The organism is Streptomyces sp. NPDC089919, from assembly GCF_040684615.1.
GTDB lineage: Bacteria > Actinomycetota > Actinomycetes > Streptomycetales > Streptomycetaceae > Streptomyces.
Window position 1 is genome coordinate 24,537 of record NZ_JBFBGK010000007.1, and the last position, 16,689, is coordinate 41,225.

A 16,689-nucleotide genomic window follows, 5' to 3' on the forward strand; every position below is an offset into this window, starting at 1 on the left:
AGAACGGCAGCGCCACATGGCACGACGCGAGCACGCGGAACCGGCGGGGACCGACGCTCCGGGAAGCCGGCCCGGGCCCGGCCCCCGCCCCGCCACGGCGGACGCCGGCGCCGCCCGGCCCGCGCCGGGAGCGGGTACCGTCGCCCCGGCCGTGGCCGACGAGCGGGACGGCCGGGGCCTGGCCGTCATCCTCCACGGGGCGTTCTTCGCCCTGCTCGGAGCCTCGCTCTGGCGGTTCCTGCTGCGCCACCCGGGCGACCCCCGCACCCCGTGGATCATCGCGCTCAGCATCGCCCTGGCCCTGCTGTACGTCCTCGGCCCGGCCGCCGGCACGGTCACCGGCCTCGGCGGCGGCCCGGGCACCGGAGGCGGAACCAGGGGCGGCGCCAGAGGCACCGGCCTAGGGGTCCCGTCCCGCCCCCGCCCCGTCCGCCTCGCCCTCGTCGTCGTCTGCTGGGTCGTCCTCGTCCTGCTCGCCCCCAGCTTCGCCTGGTGCGCCGTACCGCTCGTCTACACCGCGCTGCGCACGCTGCCCGCCCGGGCCGCCGCCGTGCTGGTGGGGCTCCTGACAGCGCTGGTCGTGGTCGCGCAGCTGCAGCTGGCCAGCGGCCCCTTCGACCCGAACCTGCTGCTCGCCCCGCCCGCCGTCGCGGCGCTGGCCACGGCCGTCTTCATGCACATGGAGCGGCAGGCCGGCCGCCAGCGGGCGCTGATCGACGACCTGATCCGCACCCGCCGCGAGCTGGCCGCCACCGAGCGCCGCGAAGGCACCCTCGCCGAGCGGCAGCGGCTGTCCATGGAGATCCACGACACCCTCGCCCAGCACCTCTCCAGCCAGCAGATGCTGCTCCAGGCCGCCGACCGCACCTGGGAGGCCGACCCCGGCACCGCCCGCCGGCACGTCCGCACCGCCACCGACATCGCCGCCCGCGGGTTGGCCGAGGCCCGCCGGCTGGTGGCCGACCTGGCCCCGCCGGAGCTGGCCGGCGGGGCGTCGCTGCCCGAGGCCCTGCGCACCCTGGACGCCGGGCCCGGGGTCACCGTCCGCTTCCACCTCGAAGGCGCCCCCACCGACCTCCCCGCACGCACCCGCTCGGCGCTGCTGCGCATCGCGCAGGGCGCGCTGGCCAACGTCCGCGAACACGCCGGTGCCCGCACCGCCGCCCTGACCCTGTCCTTCCTGGGCGACCAGGTGGTGCTGGACGTGGCCGACGACGGCCGGGGCATGACCGAGGGCGGCACGGCCGACGGCGCCCCCGACGACCCGCTGCGCGGCCACGGCCTGCCCGCCATGCGGGCGCGGGTCGCACAGCTCGGTGGCACCCTGACCGTGGAGTCCACCCCCGGCGAGGGCACGGTCCTCTCCGCCTCGATCCCCCTGGAGCCCCACCCATGACCACGATCCTCTTGTGTGACGACCACGTCGTCGTACGGGCGGGACTGCTCGCCCTGCTCGGCAGCGAGCCCGACATCGAGGTGCTGGGCGAGGCCGGCAGCGGCGAGGAGGCGGTGGCCCTGGCCGACCGGCTGCGGCCGGACGTGGTCCTGATGGACCTCCAGCTCGGCCCCGGCATCGACGGCGTCGAGGCCACCCGCCGCATCACCGCCCTGCCGGGCCGCGCCCCGCACGTCCTGGTCCTGACCACGTACGACACCGACGCCGACATCACCCGCGCCATCGGCGCCGGCGCCACCGGCTACCTCCTGAAGGCCGAGCGCCCCGAAGAGCTCTTCGCCGCCATCCACTCCGCGGCCCAGGGCCGCACCACCCTCTCCCCGCCGGTGGCCACCCGCGTCATGGCCCAGATGCGCGGCACCCGCCCCACCCTGACGGACCGTGAACTCGACATCCTCGCCCAGCTCGCCCACGGCCTCGGCAACCGTGACATCGCCCGCGCCCTCTTCATCAGCGAAGCCACCGTCAAAACCCACCTCGGCCGCATCTACGACAAACTCGGCGTGGACACCCGAGCCGGCGCCGTAGCCGTAGCCAAGGAACAACGCCTCCTGAGCTGACCCCTCGGTCCCGATGTCGGTGGGGCGTGACAGCATCCACCCCATGACGAGCTCACCCGTGGTCCGCGGCCTGGAACTGTTCCGGGTGGGCGACTTCCCGATCTACACGCTGACGTTCGTCCGGGAGCTGAGTCCGGCCGCGCTCCTCACCCGCATGGGCGTCGATCCGGAGTCCGTCTCGCTCCGCGACACCGCCGCCCTGGCGAACGACTTCGACGACGACTTCTACGACGACGAGGAACCGGTCGTCACCACCGGAGTCGAGGGCGCCTGGACGTGGGCGTGGGAGCAGGGCGGCGTCCACGGGCTGGAGGAGCGCATCCTGAGCGCCGTCTCCGCCGGCACCGAGGCCGTCGTCCTGCACTACAACGAGAAGCCGATGCACTGGTTCAAGTACGCGGTCGACGGCGAGGTCGTCGTGGACTTCGACACCCTCGACGAGATCGCCCCGACGGGCCAGGACCCGGCCCGCCTCGACGCCCACATGCGCCCCCTGGGCCTCGTACCCGGCGCCTGGCCTCCGCTCCACAGCGTCCTGTCGCTCCTGGAAAACGCCTTCGACATCCGCCTGACACACCCGCGCGAGGCCGACACCCCCCGCATGACCGGCAGGCTGTCACCCCTGTCGAAGTGAAGCGGGCTACGGACTCCAGTCACGCCCCGTCCGCCCCCACCCGCCCAAAGCCCCCGAGCCAGGCCCGCCCGCCCAAACCGAGGCCCCCTCGCGCCCCCGTCCCCACGCCCCCGCCCCACCCCCCGCCGACAGAATCCGGACACCCGGGTTCGCCTGTCGGACATCTTGGGGTGGGGAGGCTGTCGGTGGCTCGGGTTCCGGGGGACGCTCCACCCGCATGCCCCCCACGGCCCAGCGAAGGAGCCCGCGTGTCACGCACGCCGAAGTCCCGCACTCGCACCGCCGCCCGCAGCACCTCCCCCCGCCTCCGCGCGACCGCGCGGACCACCGCCCTGGCGCTGGTGGCCGCGGCCGCCCTGGCCGGCGTACCGGCGCAGGCGCAGACCCACAGCGCCCTCGACGCCGACGCGTCGGCCCTGCGGCTCGGGGCCGGCCAGCGGCTCGTCCTCCGGGACACCGTCCGGACCCCCGACGGCACCGTGCACGTCCGCTACGACCGGACGTACGCCGGGCTGCCCGTGCTCGGCGGCGACCTGGTCGTGCACCGGCACCCGGACGGCCGGCGGACCACCACCTGGGCCGGTCCGGCCCGGCTCGCCCTCGGCACCACCCCGGCCGTCGCCGCCCCCGCCGGGGCCCGGCCGGTCGTCCTGGCGCTGCCCGGCAGGGCCCCGGCCCTGGCCTTCGAGCAGCGGACCGCCGGCGCCCGCCCCGACGGCACCCCCACCGAGCTGCGCACCCTGACCGACGCCCGCACCGGCGCCCTGCTGCGCAGCTACGACGCCACCCCCGCCGGCACCGGCTACAGCCAGTACAGCGGGACCGTCACCCTCGGCACCTTCTTCAACGGCACGCTCTACGAGCTGCACGACAGGAACCGCGGCGCCCAGAAGACCTACGACGCCCACGGCAGCAGCAGCCCCGCCCTCGGCACCCTCTTCACCGACGCCGACAACACCTGGGGCAACGGCTCGCAGAGCAACCGGCAGACCGCGGGCGTGGACGCCCACTACGGCGCGGCCGCCACCTGGGACTTCTTCCGCGGGATGTTCGGCCGCAACGGGGTCCGCGGCGACGGCCGCGGCATCGCCTCCCGGGTGCACGTCGGCCCGGCGAACGGCAACGCCTGGTGGTCCGACTCCTGCGGCTGCATCAGCTACAGCGACAGCCCCAACGGCCGCCCGTACATCTCCCTCGACATCGCCGGCCACGAGATCTCCCACGGCGTCACCTCGGCCACCGCCAACCTGACCTACGCGGGCGAGCCCGGCGGGCTCAACGAGGCCACCTCGGACATCTTCGGCAGCGCGATCGAGTTCGCCGCGGACAACCCGACCGACCTCGGCGACTACCTCATCGGCGAGCGGGTCGGCGGCACGCCGGTCCGGAGCATGGACCGCCCCAGCCGCGACGGGGTCTCCCCCGACTACTGGTCCGCGGGCATCGGGAACACGGACCCGCACTACGCCTCCGGGCCCGCCGAGCACTTCTTCTACCTGCTCGCCGAGGGCAGCGGCCCCAAGACGATCAACGGGGTGGCCTACGACTCGCCCACCTACGACGGGTCCAAGCTGCTCGGCATCGGCCGGGACGCCGCCACCCGCATCTGGTACCTGGCCCTGACCACCCGGATGACCTCCTCGACCAACTACGCCAAGGCCCGCGTCGCGACCCTGTCCGCCGCCGCGGACCTCTACGGCAGCGGCTCGCCGCAGTTCAGCGCGGTGGCCGCCACCTGGTCCGCGGTCAACGTGCACTAGCCACGGCCGGGCCGCCCCCACCGCTCACGGGCCGCGCGAGGACGAGGTACCGCGCGGCCCGTGACACCATCGGATACGTGCTCGACATCGGCTACTCCCTCTCCAGGCGCTTCCCCGACCCTCCGCAGACCGACTACCGGTCCGCGGACGTCCACGCGCTGCGCCACGACCTCTTCTGCGGCGACGTCTACCTCGCCGACGTGAAGGCGGACCGCGAGGTGTCCACAGCCTGGGGATGGGTGCCCGTGCTCGACTTCGCCTGGGCGCTGTGCGACATCGTCGAGCAGCTGGACCAGGACCCGCGCGGCAGCCGCTCCTCGCAGCGGCAGTACGCCGAGCTGGACTTCACCGAGTCCACCGACCGGATGCTCTTCGAGCGCCGCTTCGGGTGGGTGGACATCGAGGCCGACTGGATGGACGCCGAGGAGCCCCCGCTGACCTTCAGCCACCGGCTGCTGCGCCGGGAGGCCCGCGACTTCCTGCACGACCTGATCGCCGACCTCACCGACATGCACGAGGGCCTGGCCGACAACCCGCACCTGTGGACCCTCCAGGCCCGCTTCCCCCGCGTGGCCTGACCCCGGCCCCGGCCCGGAGCCCCGTACGGCCCCGGGCGCGGCCCCGGCACCCCGTACGAACCGGGGGCGCCCCCGGGCGCGGCCCCCGCTCAGGACTCCACCCGCACCCCCAGCTGTGCCGCCAGGGCCGGTGCCAGCTCCGTCAGCTGCACCGGGCTGATCACCGCCCCGGCCAGCCGCTCCACCCCGCGGGCGATGTCCAGCTCGGCCACCGCCCGCAGGTCGACCTCCGTCATCCGGGCCCCGGTGAAGTCCACCCGGCGCAGCGAGCAGTCCCGGAACTCGACCCGCTCCAGGACCGCGTCCCCGAAATCGGCCTCCACCAGCACGCAGCCCTCGAAGACCACGTCCCGCAGCCGGGCCTTGCGCAGGTTCAGGTAGTCGATCTTGCCGCCCCGGACCAGCACCCGCTCCAGGACCGCGCCGTGCAGCTGGGTGCCGCCCAGCCGGGCGTCCGTCAGCTCCACGTCCCGCAGGGTCGCCCCGGACAGGTCCGTGCCGACCCCGCGCACCCCCTCCAGTACGGAGTCCAGCAGCCGGGCCTTCTCCAGTCGCGTCCCGTCCAGCGCGCACCCCCGTAGCGCGCAGTCCATGAACCGCGATCCGGTCCCCTCCTCCCCCGCCAGGTCCGTATCCGTGAACTCGAGCGCGTCGTAGTCGCCGTCCGGCTCCAGGCCGCCGCCCGGCCAGGCGGCCAGCTCCGGCAGCTGCACCTGCGGCCGCCGGGCCGCCTTCGTCTTCCCGTCCTTGCGCACCATCCCCCCATCGTGACCCAGGCCACTGACAACGCCCCGCCGCCCGCGGATCCGGGGCCCGTGTCACGTTCCGCCGCCCCGTCCTGTCCTGTCTCCGACAGCGCGACCGCAGCCGCCCCGCGGCCCGTACGAAGGAGCAGGACATGCAGCAGCTCACCGTCATCGGCGGCGGATTCGCCGGGCTCGTCGCGGCCGTCGAGGGCGCCGAGGCCGGCGCCCGGGTCCGGCTGTACGAGGCGCACGGCACGCTCGGCGGCCGCGCCCGGACCGCCACCGGCGGGTACGCGACCAACGAGGGGCCGCACGCCTTCTACAAGGAGGGCCCGCACTGGACCTGGCTGACCCGCCGGGGCCTGACCGGCCCGGTGGCGAAGGTCCCGCTGCGGGAGGCGGCCCGCCTCAAGGTGCACCGGGACGGCAAGCTCGGCTTCCTGCCCCCGGCGGCCGCCCTGCGGCTGGCCCGCCGGCCGGCCGCGGCGGCGCCCGTGGACCTGGACTTCCACAGCTGGGCCGCCGCCCAGGTCGGCGAGCGCGAGGCCCGGGCGGTCGCCAACTCCCTGGCCGTGGCCCTCTTCCACCACGACATCGGGAGCCTGTCGGCAGCCTTCGTGCAGGAGCGGCTGCGCCGGGTGGTGAGGTTCCCGCCCGAGGCCACGTTCGTCCGGGGCGGCTGGCAGCAGGTCGTGGACCGGCTCGCGGCCCACGCCCGCGGGCTGGGGGTGCACATCGAGACCGGCGCGCGGCTCACCGAACTCCCGCTGGACGACGGCCCGGTGGTGGTGGCCACCTCGCTGGCCGCCGCCCGGAGCCTGCTCGGCGACCCGTCGCTGACCTGGGAGAGCGGCCGCACCGTCCTGGTCGACCTGGCGCTGCGGGTGCGGCGCGGCGACCCGTACGCCGTCTCGGACCTGGACGCGCCGGGCTGGATCGAACGCTTCACCGCGGCGGACAAGACGCTGGCCCCGGCCGGCGAGTCGCTGGTCCAGGCGCAGTTCCCGGTGGCCCCGGGGCAGGGCAAGGCGGTCGGGGTCGAACGCGCGGAACGCCTCCTCGACCTGGGGTTCGCCGGCTGGCGGGAGCGCGTGCTGTGGCGCCGCACCGCGCTGGCCGCGGGCCGGACCGGCGCGGTGGACCGGCCGGGCACCACCTGGCGCGACCGCCCGGCGATCGACCGCGGCGCGGGCGTCTACCTCGCCGGTGACGAGGTGGCCGCGCCGGGCGTGCTGAGCGAGGTCTCCTTCAACAGCGCCGTCGAGGCGGTCTCGCTGGCGATCCGGGCGACCGGGACCGGCCGGAGCGGGCGGTGGACCGGGGTTGACCTCAAGCGGGCTTGAGGATGTTGGCTCGTGCTCGGAGCGGGGCCCGTACGCGCGGGCCCCCGCGCCGCCGCCAGCCGCCGTCCGTCGCAGCCGCCACGGGCCCGTCCCCGGGAGCACGTCATGCACGCCGTCCGCCTGCACGCCTTCGGACCCGCCGAGAACCTCTCGTACGAGAAGGCCGAGGACCCGGTCCCCGGCCCCGGGCAGGTGCGCATCGCCGTCGCCGCGGCCGGGGTGCACCTGCTCGACACGGCGGTGCGGGAGGGCCACCAGGGGCCGTTGCCCGCGCTGCCCGAACTGCCGACCGTGCCGGGCCGGGAGGTGGCCGGCACGGTCGACGCCCTCGGCGCGGGCACCGACCCCGGCTGGCTGGGCAAGCGGGTGGTCGCCCACCTCGGCCCGGTCCCCGGCGGATACGCCGAACTGGCCGTCACCGGCGCCGAACGGCTGCACGAGATCCCGGCCGGCCTGGACGAGGCGGCGGCCGTCGCCATGATCGGCACCGGCCGCACGGCCCTGGGGATCCTGCAGTTCGCCGCGCTCGGCCCGGACGCGGTGGCGCTGGTACCGGCCGCCGCGGGCGGCATCGGCACCCTGCTCGTCCAGTACGCCAAGAACGCCGGCGCCACCGTCGTCGGCCTGGCCGGCGGCCCGGCGAAGACCGCGGCCGTCACGGCCAACGGCGCCGACCTGGCGGTGGACTACCGGCTGCCGGACTGGCACCGGCGGGTGGCCGGCTTCCTCGGCGACCGGCCCGCCACCGTCGTCTTCGACTCGGTCGGCGGGGACACCGGCCGACTCGCCGTCGACCTGCTCGGCCCCGGCGGGCAGCACCTGGTCTTCGGCTGGTCCGGGGGCGGGCTGCTCGACGGCGGCCCGCTGACCTTCACCGAGGAGGAGCTGACCCGGCGGGGCATCACCTCCGAGATCGTGCTCGGGCCGGTGATGCTGGCCCGGGCCGGCGGGCCCGACCCGCTGCGGACCCTGGAGACCCGGGCGCTCGCCGAGGCGGCGGCCGGCCGGCTGGTCCCCGCCGTGCAGCGCTTCCCGCTCGGCGCGGCGGCCGCGGCGCACCGGGCGCTGGAGGGACGGGCCACGATGGGCAAAGTCGTACTGGAGCCCTGACCGCCGGGCCCGGACAGGCCCGCTGGTGGTCCGGGCCGGCCCCTACCCTGAGCTCATGATTCGTACCGCAACCCCCGCCGACGTCCCCGTCATCCACGCGCTGGTCCGCGAGCTCGCGGAGTACGAGAAGGTCCCGCACGAGGCGCAGGCCACCGAGGAGCAGCTGCACGACGCGCTGTTCGGGCCCTGCCCGGGGGCGTTCGCGCACATCGCGGAGACGGCGGAGGGCGAGGTGGCGGGCTTCGCCCTGTGGTTCCTCAACTTCTCGACGTGGAAGGGCGTCCACGGCATCTACCTCGAGGACCTGTACGTCCGGCCCGAGCACCGCGGGACCGGGCTGGGCAAGGCGCTGCTGCTGGAGCTGGCGCGGATCTGCGTGGAGCGGGGGTACGGGCGGCTGGAGTGGGCGGTCCTCAACTGGAACGAGCCGTCCATCAAGTTCTACGAGTCCCTGGGCGCCCGCCCGCAGGACGAATGGACCGTCTACCGCCTCACCGACGAAGCCCTCACCACCCTCGCCCCCTGACCCACCGAGCCCGGCCCGCCCTCCGGCCCTCCGACCGGGCCATTCCAGCCCCGCCGGGGCAACTTCAGCCTCGCCGGCGTTTGAGGCGCGGGGTCCGGGGCGGCGCCCCGAAACCTGGGCCCCGCCCGCCCTCTGCGTCCCGCTGCACCGGGAACACCCCAGCCCCGCCGGGCACACCCAGCCCCGCCGGCGATTGAGGCGCGGCTCCCGGGCCCGCGCCCGGCCGCTGCGCGGAGCCAGCCCCACCCCGCCCCTTCCCGAAACCGGTGGGCACCGCCCCCGGATCCCCCCCACCGCCGCTGCGCGACGGTCGCCTCAAACGCCGGCGGGGCTGGTTAGGGACGGCAGGGGCGGGAGGGCCCGGTAGGGGCGCGTGCGGTGGGGCGGGGGTTACCGGCGCAGGAGGGTGGTGGCCACGGCGAGTTGGGCCGGGGGGAGGGGGTCGTCGTCCTCCAGGGACCACAGGAGGTTCTGGAGGACGCGGGCCGCGGTCCAGGCGGCGGCGCGGGCCCGGTCCAAGGCCAGGGCTTCCGTCAGGAGGTCGAAGCGCCAGGCCACCGCACCCGCATCGAAGCGGTTCACCAACGCCGGCAGCAGGTCGAAGCCCGGATCCCCCGCCAGCGGCTTGGGGTCGATCGCCAGCCACCGCTCCCGCCCGCCCGCCAGGACGTTGTCGTAGTGCAGGTCCCAGTGCAGCAGCCGGTCCCCCGGTTCGCCCGCCACCTCCGCCGCCGCCCCCGCGCAGTCCAGCAGTACCGCCCGCGCCGCCGGGTCGCGGACCGTCCGTGCCGCCGCCGGTACCTCGGCCAGCATCGCCTCGGTCAGCGGTCCCAGCCGGCGCAGGCCCGGTGGGGCCGGCCGGGCCGTGAGCCGGGCCAGCAGCCCGGCGATCACCCCGACCGCCGCCCGGACGTCCGCCAGCGCGGACAACGGCCGCTCCGCGTCCAGCCGTTCCAGCAGCATCGTGCCGCTGGCCGGGTCGTCCGCCAGCAGCCGTACGCACCCCTCGCCGTCCCAGGCCCGCAGGGCCACCGGCTCGCCCGCGGTCTCCTCGTCGGGCGGCTGCAGCTTGAGCACGGCCGGGGTGCCGCCCGCCCGCACCACGACCGGCAGCACCTGCGCACAGGCCCCGGACCGCACCGGCCCGTCCGGCCGCAGCCCCCAGCGGTCCAGGAACTCCCCGGCCCCGGCGGGCAGCCGGGTCATCAGTCCGCGCGCCCGGTGACGGCGACCGTGGCGCCCAGGCCGATCATCGCCAGGCCGCCGGTGCCGCCGAGGGCCGACATGCGGCGGGGGGAGCGGCCGAGCCAGTCGCGGGCGGCGGAGGCGGCCAGGCCCCAGGTGCCGTCGGTGAGGAAGGCCTGGAGGGTGCCCGCGAGGCCCAGCACCAGCATCTGCGCGATGACGTTCCCCGCCTCGCGGTCCACGAACTGCGGCAGCATCGCGGTGAGGAAGATGATGCTCTTGGGGTTGGTGACGCCGACCAGCGTGCCCTCCCACACCCGCCGGGCGGTGCTCACTTCGGGCCCCTCGGCCGCGGCCGTCCCGAAGGCCTCGGTCACCGGCCGCCTGCCCCAGTTGGCGCGTACCGCCTTGACGCCCAGGTAGACCAGGTACGCCGCACCAGCCAGCTTGATCACGGTGAAGAGCAGCACCGACCGCTCGACGAGGGTGCCCACGCCCAGCGCCACCGCGATCACCAGCAGGTAGCTGCCGAGGCCGTTGCCGAGCACGGACGCGAGCGCGGCCCGCCGGCCGTGGGCCAGCGCCCGGCCGACGATGAAGAGCACGCTCGGACCCGGTATGACCACGAGGACGAAGGACACGGCGCAGAAGGCGAGGAGCCGGTGGAGGTCGACCATCCCCCGATCATCCCCGCCGTACCCGCACCCCGCCAGAGGTTTCCGCCGCTCAGGCCCCGGTGGTGGCGGTTCCGCGGGCGGAGCCGGACCCTCAGCCGATCCCGGCCGCCGCCAGCGTCTTCTTGAAGGCCCCGGCGTCGAACATCGAGCGGTCGTCCTTGCCCAGCGGCTTCCCGTCCAGGAGGACGAGCGGGGTGCCCTCGGCGCCGGTGGCCTCGAAGGCCCGCTCCGCGCGCCGCGCCCAGTCCTCGTACGCGTGGCCGGTGACGGCCTTGTCGAAGGCCGGCGAGCGCAGGCCCGGGATGCGGTCCGCGATCTCCAGCAGGCGCTCGTCGGTGAAGGCGCCCTGGGGCTGGCTGGCGAAGACGGCCGCGTGGTACTCGGCGAACCGGCCCCGGTCCACGGCCGCCCGCAGCGCGTTGACCGCCTTGAGCGAGCCGCTGCCGCCCTGGTCGAGGAAGGAGGCCAGCAGGTACTCGACCTTCACCTTGCCGTCCAGCGCCGCCGTCAGCAGCGCCTCGCCGCCGGTCCCCTCGAAGATCCGGCAGTAGCCGCAGTGCGGGTCGACCAGGACCTGCGCCGTCCGGGGCGCGTCCGGCGCGCCGACCACGATCTTCGCGTCCTCCACCCGCGCCGGCAGGTTGGCCAGCTGCGCCGCGATCGGGCTGGTCCGGATCTCCCCCTGGGAGGCCTCCGACCGCCCGCCCGAGGAACAGGCCGCCACCGAGCCGGCCAGCGCCGTCACCGCGACCGCCGCGACCAGGGCCCGGCCCGCGGTCCGCCGGGATCCCGCGCGCGAGGAACGGCGTACGAAGGGGAACATCGGCGTGAACCTCTCAAAAGGTGGCAGATCACTTCGACGCTAACCCGCCCCGACACCGCCCCCGGACCGGCGAAAGTCCCTGGCCAGAGGACACAAGGCCCAGAAATCCCTACCCGTTCCCTACACGCTGCCCCGTGCACCGCACGCCGGTGGAGGTGTACGAACAGCCCATGACACGCGCGACGACCCCGACCCCGCAGCCGGTCAACGGCGGCATCTCCTTCTGGTTCGCCCAGGACGGCCTGCCCGCCCCCCGCGAGCCGCTGCCCGGCGACCGCACCGCCGACGTCTGCATCGTCGGCGGCGGCTACACCGGCCTGTGGACGGCCTACTACCTCAAGCAGGCCGCCCCCGGCCTGCGGATCACCGTCCTCGAGCAGAAGTTCTGCGGGTACGGCGCCTCCGGCCGCAACGGCGGCTGGCTCTACAACGGCATCGCCGGCCGCGACCGGTACGCCAAGCTGCACGGCCACGAGGCCGCCGTCCGCCTCCAGCGCGCCATGAACGCCACCGTCACCGAGGTCGTCGAGACCGCCGACAAGGAGGGCATCGACGCCGACGTCCACCAGGGCGGGGTCCTCGAAGTCGCCTACACTCCGGCGCAGTTCGCCCGCCTCAAGGAGTTCCACGCCGACGAGGTCGGCTACGGCGAGGACGACCGCGAGCTGTACGGCGCCCGCGCCACCGCCGCCCGGATCAAGGTCAGCGGGGCCGTCGGCTCCTCCTGGACCCCGCACGGCGCCCGCATCCACCCGGTCAAGCTCGCCAAGGGCCTGGCCGACGCCTGCGAGCGGCTGGGCGTCACGATCCACGAGTCCACCCCGGTCACCGAGATCGCCCCGGGCCGCGCCGTCACCCCGTACGGCACCGTCCGCGCCCGGCACGTGCTGCGCTGCACGGAGGGTTTCACCGCCGGCCTCAAGGGGCACAAGCGCGCCTGGCTGCCGATGAACTCCTCGATGATCGTGACCGATCCGCTGCCCGCCGAGGCCTGGGAGGCCATCGGCTGGAACGGCCGCGAGACCCTGGGCGACATGGCGCACGCCTACATGTACGCCCAGCGCACCGCCGACGACCGGATCGCCCTCGGCGGCCGGGGCGTCCCGTACCGCTTCGGCTCGCGCACCGACAACGACGGCCGCACCCAGCCCGCCACCGTCGAGGCGCTGCGCGAGATCCTGGTGCGCTTCTTCCCGCAGCTGGCCGGCGCCGGCATCGCGCACGCCTGGTCCGGGGTGCTCGGGGTACCCCGCGACTGGTGCGCGACCGTCACCCTCGACCGGGCCACCGGCCTCGGCTGGGCCGGCGGCTACGTCGGCAGCGGGGTGGCCACCGCCAACCTGGCCGGCCGCACCCTGCGCGACCTGGTCCGCCAGGACCTCGGCGAGGCGGGCCCCACCGACCTCACCGAGCTGCCCTGGGTCGGCCACCGGGTCCGCAGCTGGGAGCCGGAGCCGTTCCGCTGGCTCGGGGTGCACGCGCTGTACGCCGCGTACCGCGAGGCGGACCGCCGGGAGGCCGCCGGCCTCAGCGCGGCCACGGCCCCGCTGGCCAAGCTGGCCGACCGGATCTCCGGCCGGCACTGAGCCCCCGCGGACCGCCGGGAACGGCACCGGGCCGGGCCCCCTGGAGGACCCGGCCCGGCAACCGGCGTGCACCGCCGGCTAGATCAGCAGGTCACCCGCGGCCCAGCCGCCGGAGACCTTCACCCGCGCCGCGAAGGGCGCGGCGGCCTTGCCGGTGCCCTTCAGCAGCCACAGCCGGCCCGAACCGTCCCGGGCCAGCAGGTCCGCCCGGCCGTCGGAGTTCATGTCCCCCGACACCACCAGCGCGTCGTACGAGGACCAACCGGTCGCCACCTTCAGGCGCTTGGCGAACGGCGCCGCGGCCTTGCCGGTGCCCGGGTACAGCCAGGCCGTGCCGGCCGCGTCCGTGGCCACCAGGTCCGGCTTCCCGTCACCGGTCAGGTCGGAGGCGCCGGCCAGGGCCTTCAGGCCCGCCCAGTTCCCGCCGGTCTTCACCCGGGCGTCGAAGGGCGCCTTCGGCTTGCCGGTCCCCGTGTACAGCCACAGCGCGCCCGAGGGCTCCCGGGCGATCAGGTCCGGCTTGCCGTCCCCGGTCAGGTCACCCGCGCCGACCAGCGCGTCGTAGACGTTCCAGCCGCCGCCGACCTTCTTCGGCTCGTACAGGCCGCCGCCCGTGTCGTCCGCGAGGTCGTAGTTCCACAGCACGCCGGCCTTGTCCCGGCCGACCACCGGCCCACCGGTGCCCTGCACCAGCAGCGGGGAGAGCTTGGTGACGGCGGTGTAGCGCTGCCAGCTCGGGTCGCCGGTGTCCGAACGGCCGAAGATCCCCGGGGCCTTGCCGCTGCCCTGGTGCATGTTCAGCACGCCCGCGGTGTCGCGGCGCAGCAGCACGTACCGCTCGCGCACCGGGGTGCCGCCCTTGACGCCGAAGGAGGCCTGGCCGCCGGCCTCGCTCCAGCCCGCCGTGTAGACGTTGTACTGGGCGGCGGCGTCGATCTTCCAGTTGGGGCTCTTGGCATCGGCCTTGAGCTTGTAGGTGATCGTCACGTCACCGGGCTTGACGTCGCAGGTCAGGCCCTCCCAGGTCAGTTCGCCGCGCTTGACGGTGCAACCGCTGGCGCCCGCACCGCCCTTGACGGAGACCAGCTCGACCTTCAGCTCGTCCGGGTCCCACTGCCGGTAGGGGCGACTGGCCGAGAAGCCGAGGGAGAGCACGCCCTTGTCGATGGCGTGGATCGTGACGGTGTGCCGCACCGAACCGCCCGCGGGCACGTCCGGGGTGGTCAGCAGCACCTTGTTCTTCTTGACGTGCTCGGCGGTCAGCACCCGCACGGTGTGCGCCTCGACCCGGCCCTTGACCGGCGAACTCGCCGAGAGCTGGGCGGCCTTGACGGCCTTGTCGATGCTGGTGCCGCGCGGCGCGTAGGCCACGCCGAAGTGCAGCTTCGTGTCGTCCTTGACGTTCTCCCCGGCGGAGACCGCGGGGCCCACGTAGCCGTTGTCCTCGCTGGTCGGGCAGAGGAAGACGCCCTTGACGCGGGGCGCGGGGGTGCAGTTGGAGTCCACCGTGGCGGTCATCCCGGCGGGCAGCCCGCCCTTGGCCCAGGACGCGTCGGTCAGCGGCGCCTTGGACAGGGCGTAGACGAGGGTGCCGTCCGGGGTGCCCGTCAGCAGGTCCGGGCGGAGGGCGACCGCGGTGCCCTGGCCGGGCGGGATCACGTGGTCGAGGTAGGTGAAGGAGTAGCCGTCCTCGGCGGCGAAGGCCGTACCGGGCGCCAGCGTCCCCGCGGCGACCAGCGCCGCGCCGCCTCCCAGGACACCCCCGAGGACGCCGAGGCGGCGTACGCCCCGGCCGATGAAATCGCGCATGTTCGCGCTCCACACATGAGTCGGCAGAGTGCCTGCCGCGGCAACGTCATGTTCCCCGCATGACGTGCGCGGACCGTACAACACCGGCTTCTGTTACAAAGTTTCAGCCCCCCGCCCACCGGTCGGGGACCGGCGGACGAGGGGCTGGGGGCACCGCCCTCCCCGCTAGAAGAGCAGGTTGTACTGCTTGAAGCCGGTCGCGGCCTTGACCCGGGGCGCGAACGGCGCCGCCGCCTGGCCGGTGCCCTTGTAGAGCGAGAGCACCCCGGCCGCGTCGCGGGCCAGCAGGTCGGCCTTCCCGTCACCGTTCAGGTCGCCGAAGCCGACCAGCGCGTTGAACGCGTTCCAGCCCCCGCCGACCTTCACCCGCGGGGCGAACGGCGCCGCCGCCTTGCCGGTACCGGGGTGCAGCCACAGCACGCCCGTCTTGTCGCGGGCGAGCAGGTCGGCCTTCCCGTCCCCGGTCAGGTCGTTGCCGCGGGCCAGGGCGCCGTACTGCTGCCAGCCGGTGCCCACCTTGGTGCGCGGGGCGAAGGGCGCGCTCGAGGTGCCCGTGGCCCGGTACAGCCACAGCACGCCGCTCGTGTCGCGGGCGACCAGGTCAGCCTTCCCGTCACCGGTCAGGTCCGAGGTTCCGACGAGGGTGTCGTACACGTTCCAGCCGCCGCCGACCTTGAGCCGGGACCGGAACACCGCGCCGGAGGTGGTGCTGCGGTGGTACCAGAGCACGCCCGCCCTGTCCCGGCCCACCGCGCCCTGGCCGGTGCCCTGCACGGTGACCGGGGCGAGGGTGGTGAGGGCGGTGTAGCGGTTCCAGTCGAAGGTGCCGCCGAGCAGGTTGTCGAAGAACTCGCCCTTGGCGCGCCCGTCGTACCCGACGACGTCGCCGGTGGCGGTCCGGGCGAAGAGCTTGTACCGCTGGACGACCGGGACGTCGCTGCGCACCGCGAAGGCCGAGGTGGCCTGCGGGTTGCCGGTGTCCCACTGGTACACCTGGTACTTCGCGGTGGCCGTCAGCTTCCAGGCGGGCGCGGCGGCCTCCGAGGCCCAGGTGTAGGTCAGCGTGTAGTCGCCCGGGGCCGTGACCGTGCAGCGCGCGGTGGCGCCGTACGGCTCGCCGGTGGAGTGGTCGCAGGCCGGGGCGGGGGCGCCGGTCGAGGAGACGGCCGTGACACCGCCCTTGAGCTCGCCCTGGTCCCAGGCGCGGTAGCCGGGGGCCGGTTCGAAGAAGACCTGGAGCTCACCGGCGTCCACGGCGTGCAGCGTGACGGTGTGCTGCACCGAGGAACCGGCGCTCACGCCCGGGGTCGTCAGCGCCAGCTTGTTCTGCGCGACGTGGGCGGCCGACTTCACCGTCACCGTGCGGGCCGCGTGCCTCCCGTCCTCGGGGCGGGCGGCGGCCGTCTGGGCCTGCTTGATGCCGGTCGCGACGCTCTCGCCGCGCGGGACGTACACCACGCCGTAGTAGGCGGTGGTGCCGTGCGCGGCCGAGGCGGCGGGCACCAGCTTCGGGCCGAAGAGGTTCCAGTCCTTGTAGTCGCACAGGTAGACCCCGGCGACCCCGGCCTTGGCGGTGCAGCCGTTGGCCTCGGCCTTGAGGCCGGCGGGCGCGCCGCCCGCGGTCCAGGCCGCGTCGGTCAGCGGCTTCCTGCTGACCGCGTAGACGAAGGTGCCGTCGCCGCCCGACCCGCTACCGCTGACGGAGCTGGGCTGCAGCTCGGCCCAGCCCTCGCCGGGCATCACGGAGTAGTTCCGCACACCGTCGAAGGCGAACGTCGGATCGGAGTCGGCCACCGCCGCCCCGGCCCCCGCCAGCAGCAGCGCCACCGCGCCGCCCACGGCCGTCATCCTGCGCATTTCCGTCCCCCCACATGGTGCTGTTCATGACGGAAGGCC

At 75.1% G+C, this 16,689-nt stretch carries 15 protein-coding genes; 9 read left to right on the top strand and 6 right to left on the bottom strand.

What is annotated here, in order from left to right; all coding sequences use genetic code 11:
- Positions 1-16 precede the first annotated feature (16 nt).
- The 5 genes from AB0O40_RS05065 to AB0O40_RS05085 all read left to right on the top strand — a co-directional run bounded on the left by AB0O40_RS05065 (position 17) and on the right by AB0O40_RS05085 (position 4,988).
- The gene (locus AB0O40_RS05065; protein WP_365035741.1) at positions 17-1,396 is read left to right on the top strand and encodes a sensor histidine kinase; all 1,380 of its coding nucleotides are present in this window, start codon (positions 17-19) and stop codon (positions 1,394-1,396) included.
- Positions 1,393-2,016 (top strand): response regulator transcription factor, encoded by a 624-nt coding sequence (locus tag AB0O40_RS05070; protein ID WP_365035743.1) that lies wholly within the window; start codon positions 1,393-1,395, stop codon positions 2,014-2,016. The genes AB0O40_RS05065 and AB0O40_RS05070 overlap by 4 nt, the downstream gene beginning before the upstream one ends.
- Positions 2,017-2,059: 43 nt before the next feature.
- Complete coding sequence (locus AB0O40_RS05075) at positions 2,060-2,650, top strand: DUF6461 domain-containing protein (protein WP_365035745.1); 591 nt, start codon at positions 2,060-2,062, stop codon at positions 2,648-2,650.
- A 248-nt stretch (positions 2,651-2,898) separates the two neighbouring features.
- Positions 2,899-4,410 carry a M4 family metallopeptidase gene (locus tag AB0O40_RS05080; protein WP_365035747.1) on the top strand — a complete coding sequence of 504 codons (1,512 nt, stop codon included), beginning with the start codon at positions 2,899-2,901 and terminating at the stop codon, positions 4,408-4,410.
- A gap of 77 nt (positions 4,411-4,487) precedes the next feature.
- A complete protein-coding gene (locus AB0O40_RS05085; RefSeq protein ID WP_365035749.1) occupies positions 4,488-4,988 on the top strand; it encodes a hypothetical protein in 501 nt (166 codons plus the stop codon).
- Positions 4,989-5,077: 89 nt separating this feature from the next.
- On the opposite strand, the gene AB0O40_RS05090 is transcribed toward AB0O40_RS05085, so the two are convergent.
- Positions 5,078-5,746: a pentapeptide repeat-containing protein gene (locus AB0O40_RS05090; RefSeq protein WP_365035751.1), complete on the bottom strand. Its 669-nt coding sequence runs from the start codon at positions 5,744-5,746 to the stop codon at positions 5,078-5,080.
- 140 nt (positions 5,747-5,886) lie between these two features.
- Between AB0O40_RS05090 and AB0O40_RS05095 the strand changes: the two genes are divergently transcribed.
- The 3 genes from AB0O40_RS05095 (at position 5,887) to AB0O40_RS05105 (ending at position 8,713) form a co-directional block, all read left to right on the top strand.
- Positions 5,887-7,077 carry an FAD-dependent oxidoreductase gene (locus AB0O40_RS05095; RefSeq protein WP_365035753.1) on the top strand — a complete coding sequence of 397 codons (1,191 nt, stop codon included), beginning with the start codon at positions 5,887-5,889 and terminating at the stop codon, positions 7,075-7,077.
- Between the two features lie 105 nt (positions 7,078-7,182).
- A complete protein-coding gene (locus AB0O40_RS05100; RefSeq protein ID WP_365035755.1) occupies positions 7,183-8,187 on the top strand; it encodes a zinc-binding dehydrogenase in 1,005 nt (334 codons plus the stop codon).
- Positions 8,188-8,242: 55 nt separating this feature from the next.
- On the top strand, positions 8,243-8,713 hold the full coding sequence (locus tag AB0O40_RS05105; protein ID WP_365035756.1) for a GNAT family N-acetyltransferase: 471 nt from the start codon (positions 8,243-8,245) through the stop codon (positions 8,711-8,713).
- 390 nt (positions 8,714-9,103) lie between these two features.
- Here AB0O40_RS05105 and AB0O40_RS05110 read toward each other — a convergent pair whose 3' ends face one another.
- The 3 genes from AB0O40_RS05110 to AB0O40_RS05120 form a co-directional block, all read right to left on the bottom strand.
- Positions 9,104-9,919, bottom strand: coding sequence for an aminoglycoside phosphotransferase family protein (locus tag AB0O40_RS05110; RefSeq protein ID WP_365035758.1), 816 nt, complete (start codon positions 9,917-9,919; stop codon positions 9,104-9,106).
- Entirely contained in the window at positions 9,919-10,575 is a 657-nt protein-coding gene (locus AB0O40_RS05115) for a LysE family translocator (RefSeq protein WP_365035759.1), read from the bottom strand. Before AB0O40_RS05115 ends, AB0O40_RS05110 begins: the two co-directional genes overlap by 1 nt.
- A 91-nt stretch (positions 10,576-10,666) precedes the next feature.
- Positions 10,667-11,398 (bottom strand): thioredoxin domain-containing protein, encoded by a 732-nt coding sequence (locus AB0O40_RS05120; protein WP_365035761.1) that lies wholly within the window; start codon positions 11,396-11,398, stop codon positions 10,667-10,669.
- A gap of 170 nt (positions 11,399-11,568) precedes the next feature.
- Between AB0O40_RS05120 and AB0O40_RS05125 the strand changes: the two genes are divergently transcribed.
- The gene (locus AB0O40_RS05125; RefSeq protein WP_365035763.1) at positions 11,569-12,984 is read left to right on the top strand and encodes an FAD-dependent oxidoreductase; all 1,416 of its coding nucleotides are present in this window, start codon (positions 11,569-11,571) and stop codon (positions 12,982-12,984) included.
- A 78-nt stretch (positions 12,985-13,062) separates the two neighbouring features.
- Here AB0O40_RS05125 and AB0O40_RS05130 read toward each other — a convergent pair whose 3' ends face one another.
- Both AB0O40_RS05130 and AB0O40_RS05135 read right to left on the bottom strand, forming a co-directional pair.
- Complete coding sequence (locus AB0O40_RS05130; RefSeq protein ID WP_365035764.1) at positions 13,063-14,793, bottom strand: VCBS repeat-containing protein; 1,731 nt, start codon at positions 14,791-14,793, stop codon at positions 13,063-13,065.
- Between the two features lie 165 nt (positions 14,794-14,958).
- Positions 14,959-16,650, bottom strand: a complete 1,692-nt coding sequence (locus AB0O40_RS05135) for a VCBS repeat-containing protein (protein WP_365035766.1) — start codon at positions 16,648-16,650, stop codon at positions 14,959-14,961.
- Positions 16,651-16,689: the final 39 nt, after the last annotated feature.

Coding starts and splice junctions, on each gene's coding strand:
- AB0O40_RS05110 (WP_365035758.1), bottom strand. CDS start 9,919: ATGACCCGGCTGCCCGCCGGGGCCGGGGAGTTCCTGGACCGCTGGGGG.
- AB0O40_RS05120 (WP_365035761.1), bottom strand. CDS start 11,398: ATGTTCCCCTTCGTACGCCGTTCCTCGCGCGCGGGATCCCGGCGGACC.
- AB0O40_RS05095 (WP_365035753.1), top strand. CDS start 5,887: ATGCAGCAGCTCACCGTCATCGGCGGCGGATTCGCCGGGCTCGTCGCG.
- AB0O40_RS05125 (WP_365035763.1), top strand. CDS start 11,569: ATGACACGCGCGACGACCCCGACCCCGCAGCCGGTCAACGGCGGCATC.
- AB0O40_RS05070 (WP_365035743.1), top strand. CDS start 1,393: ATGACCACGATCCTCTTGTGTGACGACCACGTCGTCGTACGGGCGGGA.
- AB0O40_RS05115 (WP_365035759.1), bottom strand. CDS start 10,575: ATGGTCGACCTCCACCGGCTCCTCGCCTTCTGCGCCGTGTCCTTCGTC.
- AB0O40_RS05065 (WP_365035741.1), top strand. CDS start 17: ATGGCACGACGCGAGCACGCGGAACCGGCGGGGACCGACGCTCCGGGA.
- AB0O40_RS05090 (WP_365035751.1), bottom strand. CDS start 5,746: ATGGTGCGCAAGGACGGGAAGACGAAGGCGGCCCGGCGGCCGCAGGTG.
- AB0O40_RS05130 (WP_365035764.1), bottom strand. CDS start 14,793: ATGCGCGATTTCATCGGCCGGGGCGTACGCCGCCTCGGCGTCCTCGGG.
- AB0O40_RS05100 (WP_365035755.1), top strand. CDS start 7,183: ATGCACGCCGTCCGCCTGCACGCCTTCGGACCCGCCGAGAACCTCTCG.
- AB0O40_RS05075 (WP_365035745.1), top strand. CDS start 2,060: ATGACGAGCTCACCCGTGGTCCGCGGCCTGGAACTGTTCCGGGTGGGC.
- AB0O40_RS05135 (WP_365035766.1), bottom strand. CDS start 16,650: ATGCGCAGGATGACGGCCGTGGGCGGCGCGGTGGCGCTGCTGCTGGCG.
- AB0O40_RS05105 (WP_365035756.1), top strand. CDS start 8,243: ATGATTCGTACCGCAACCCCCGCCGACGTCCCCGTCATCCACGCGCTG.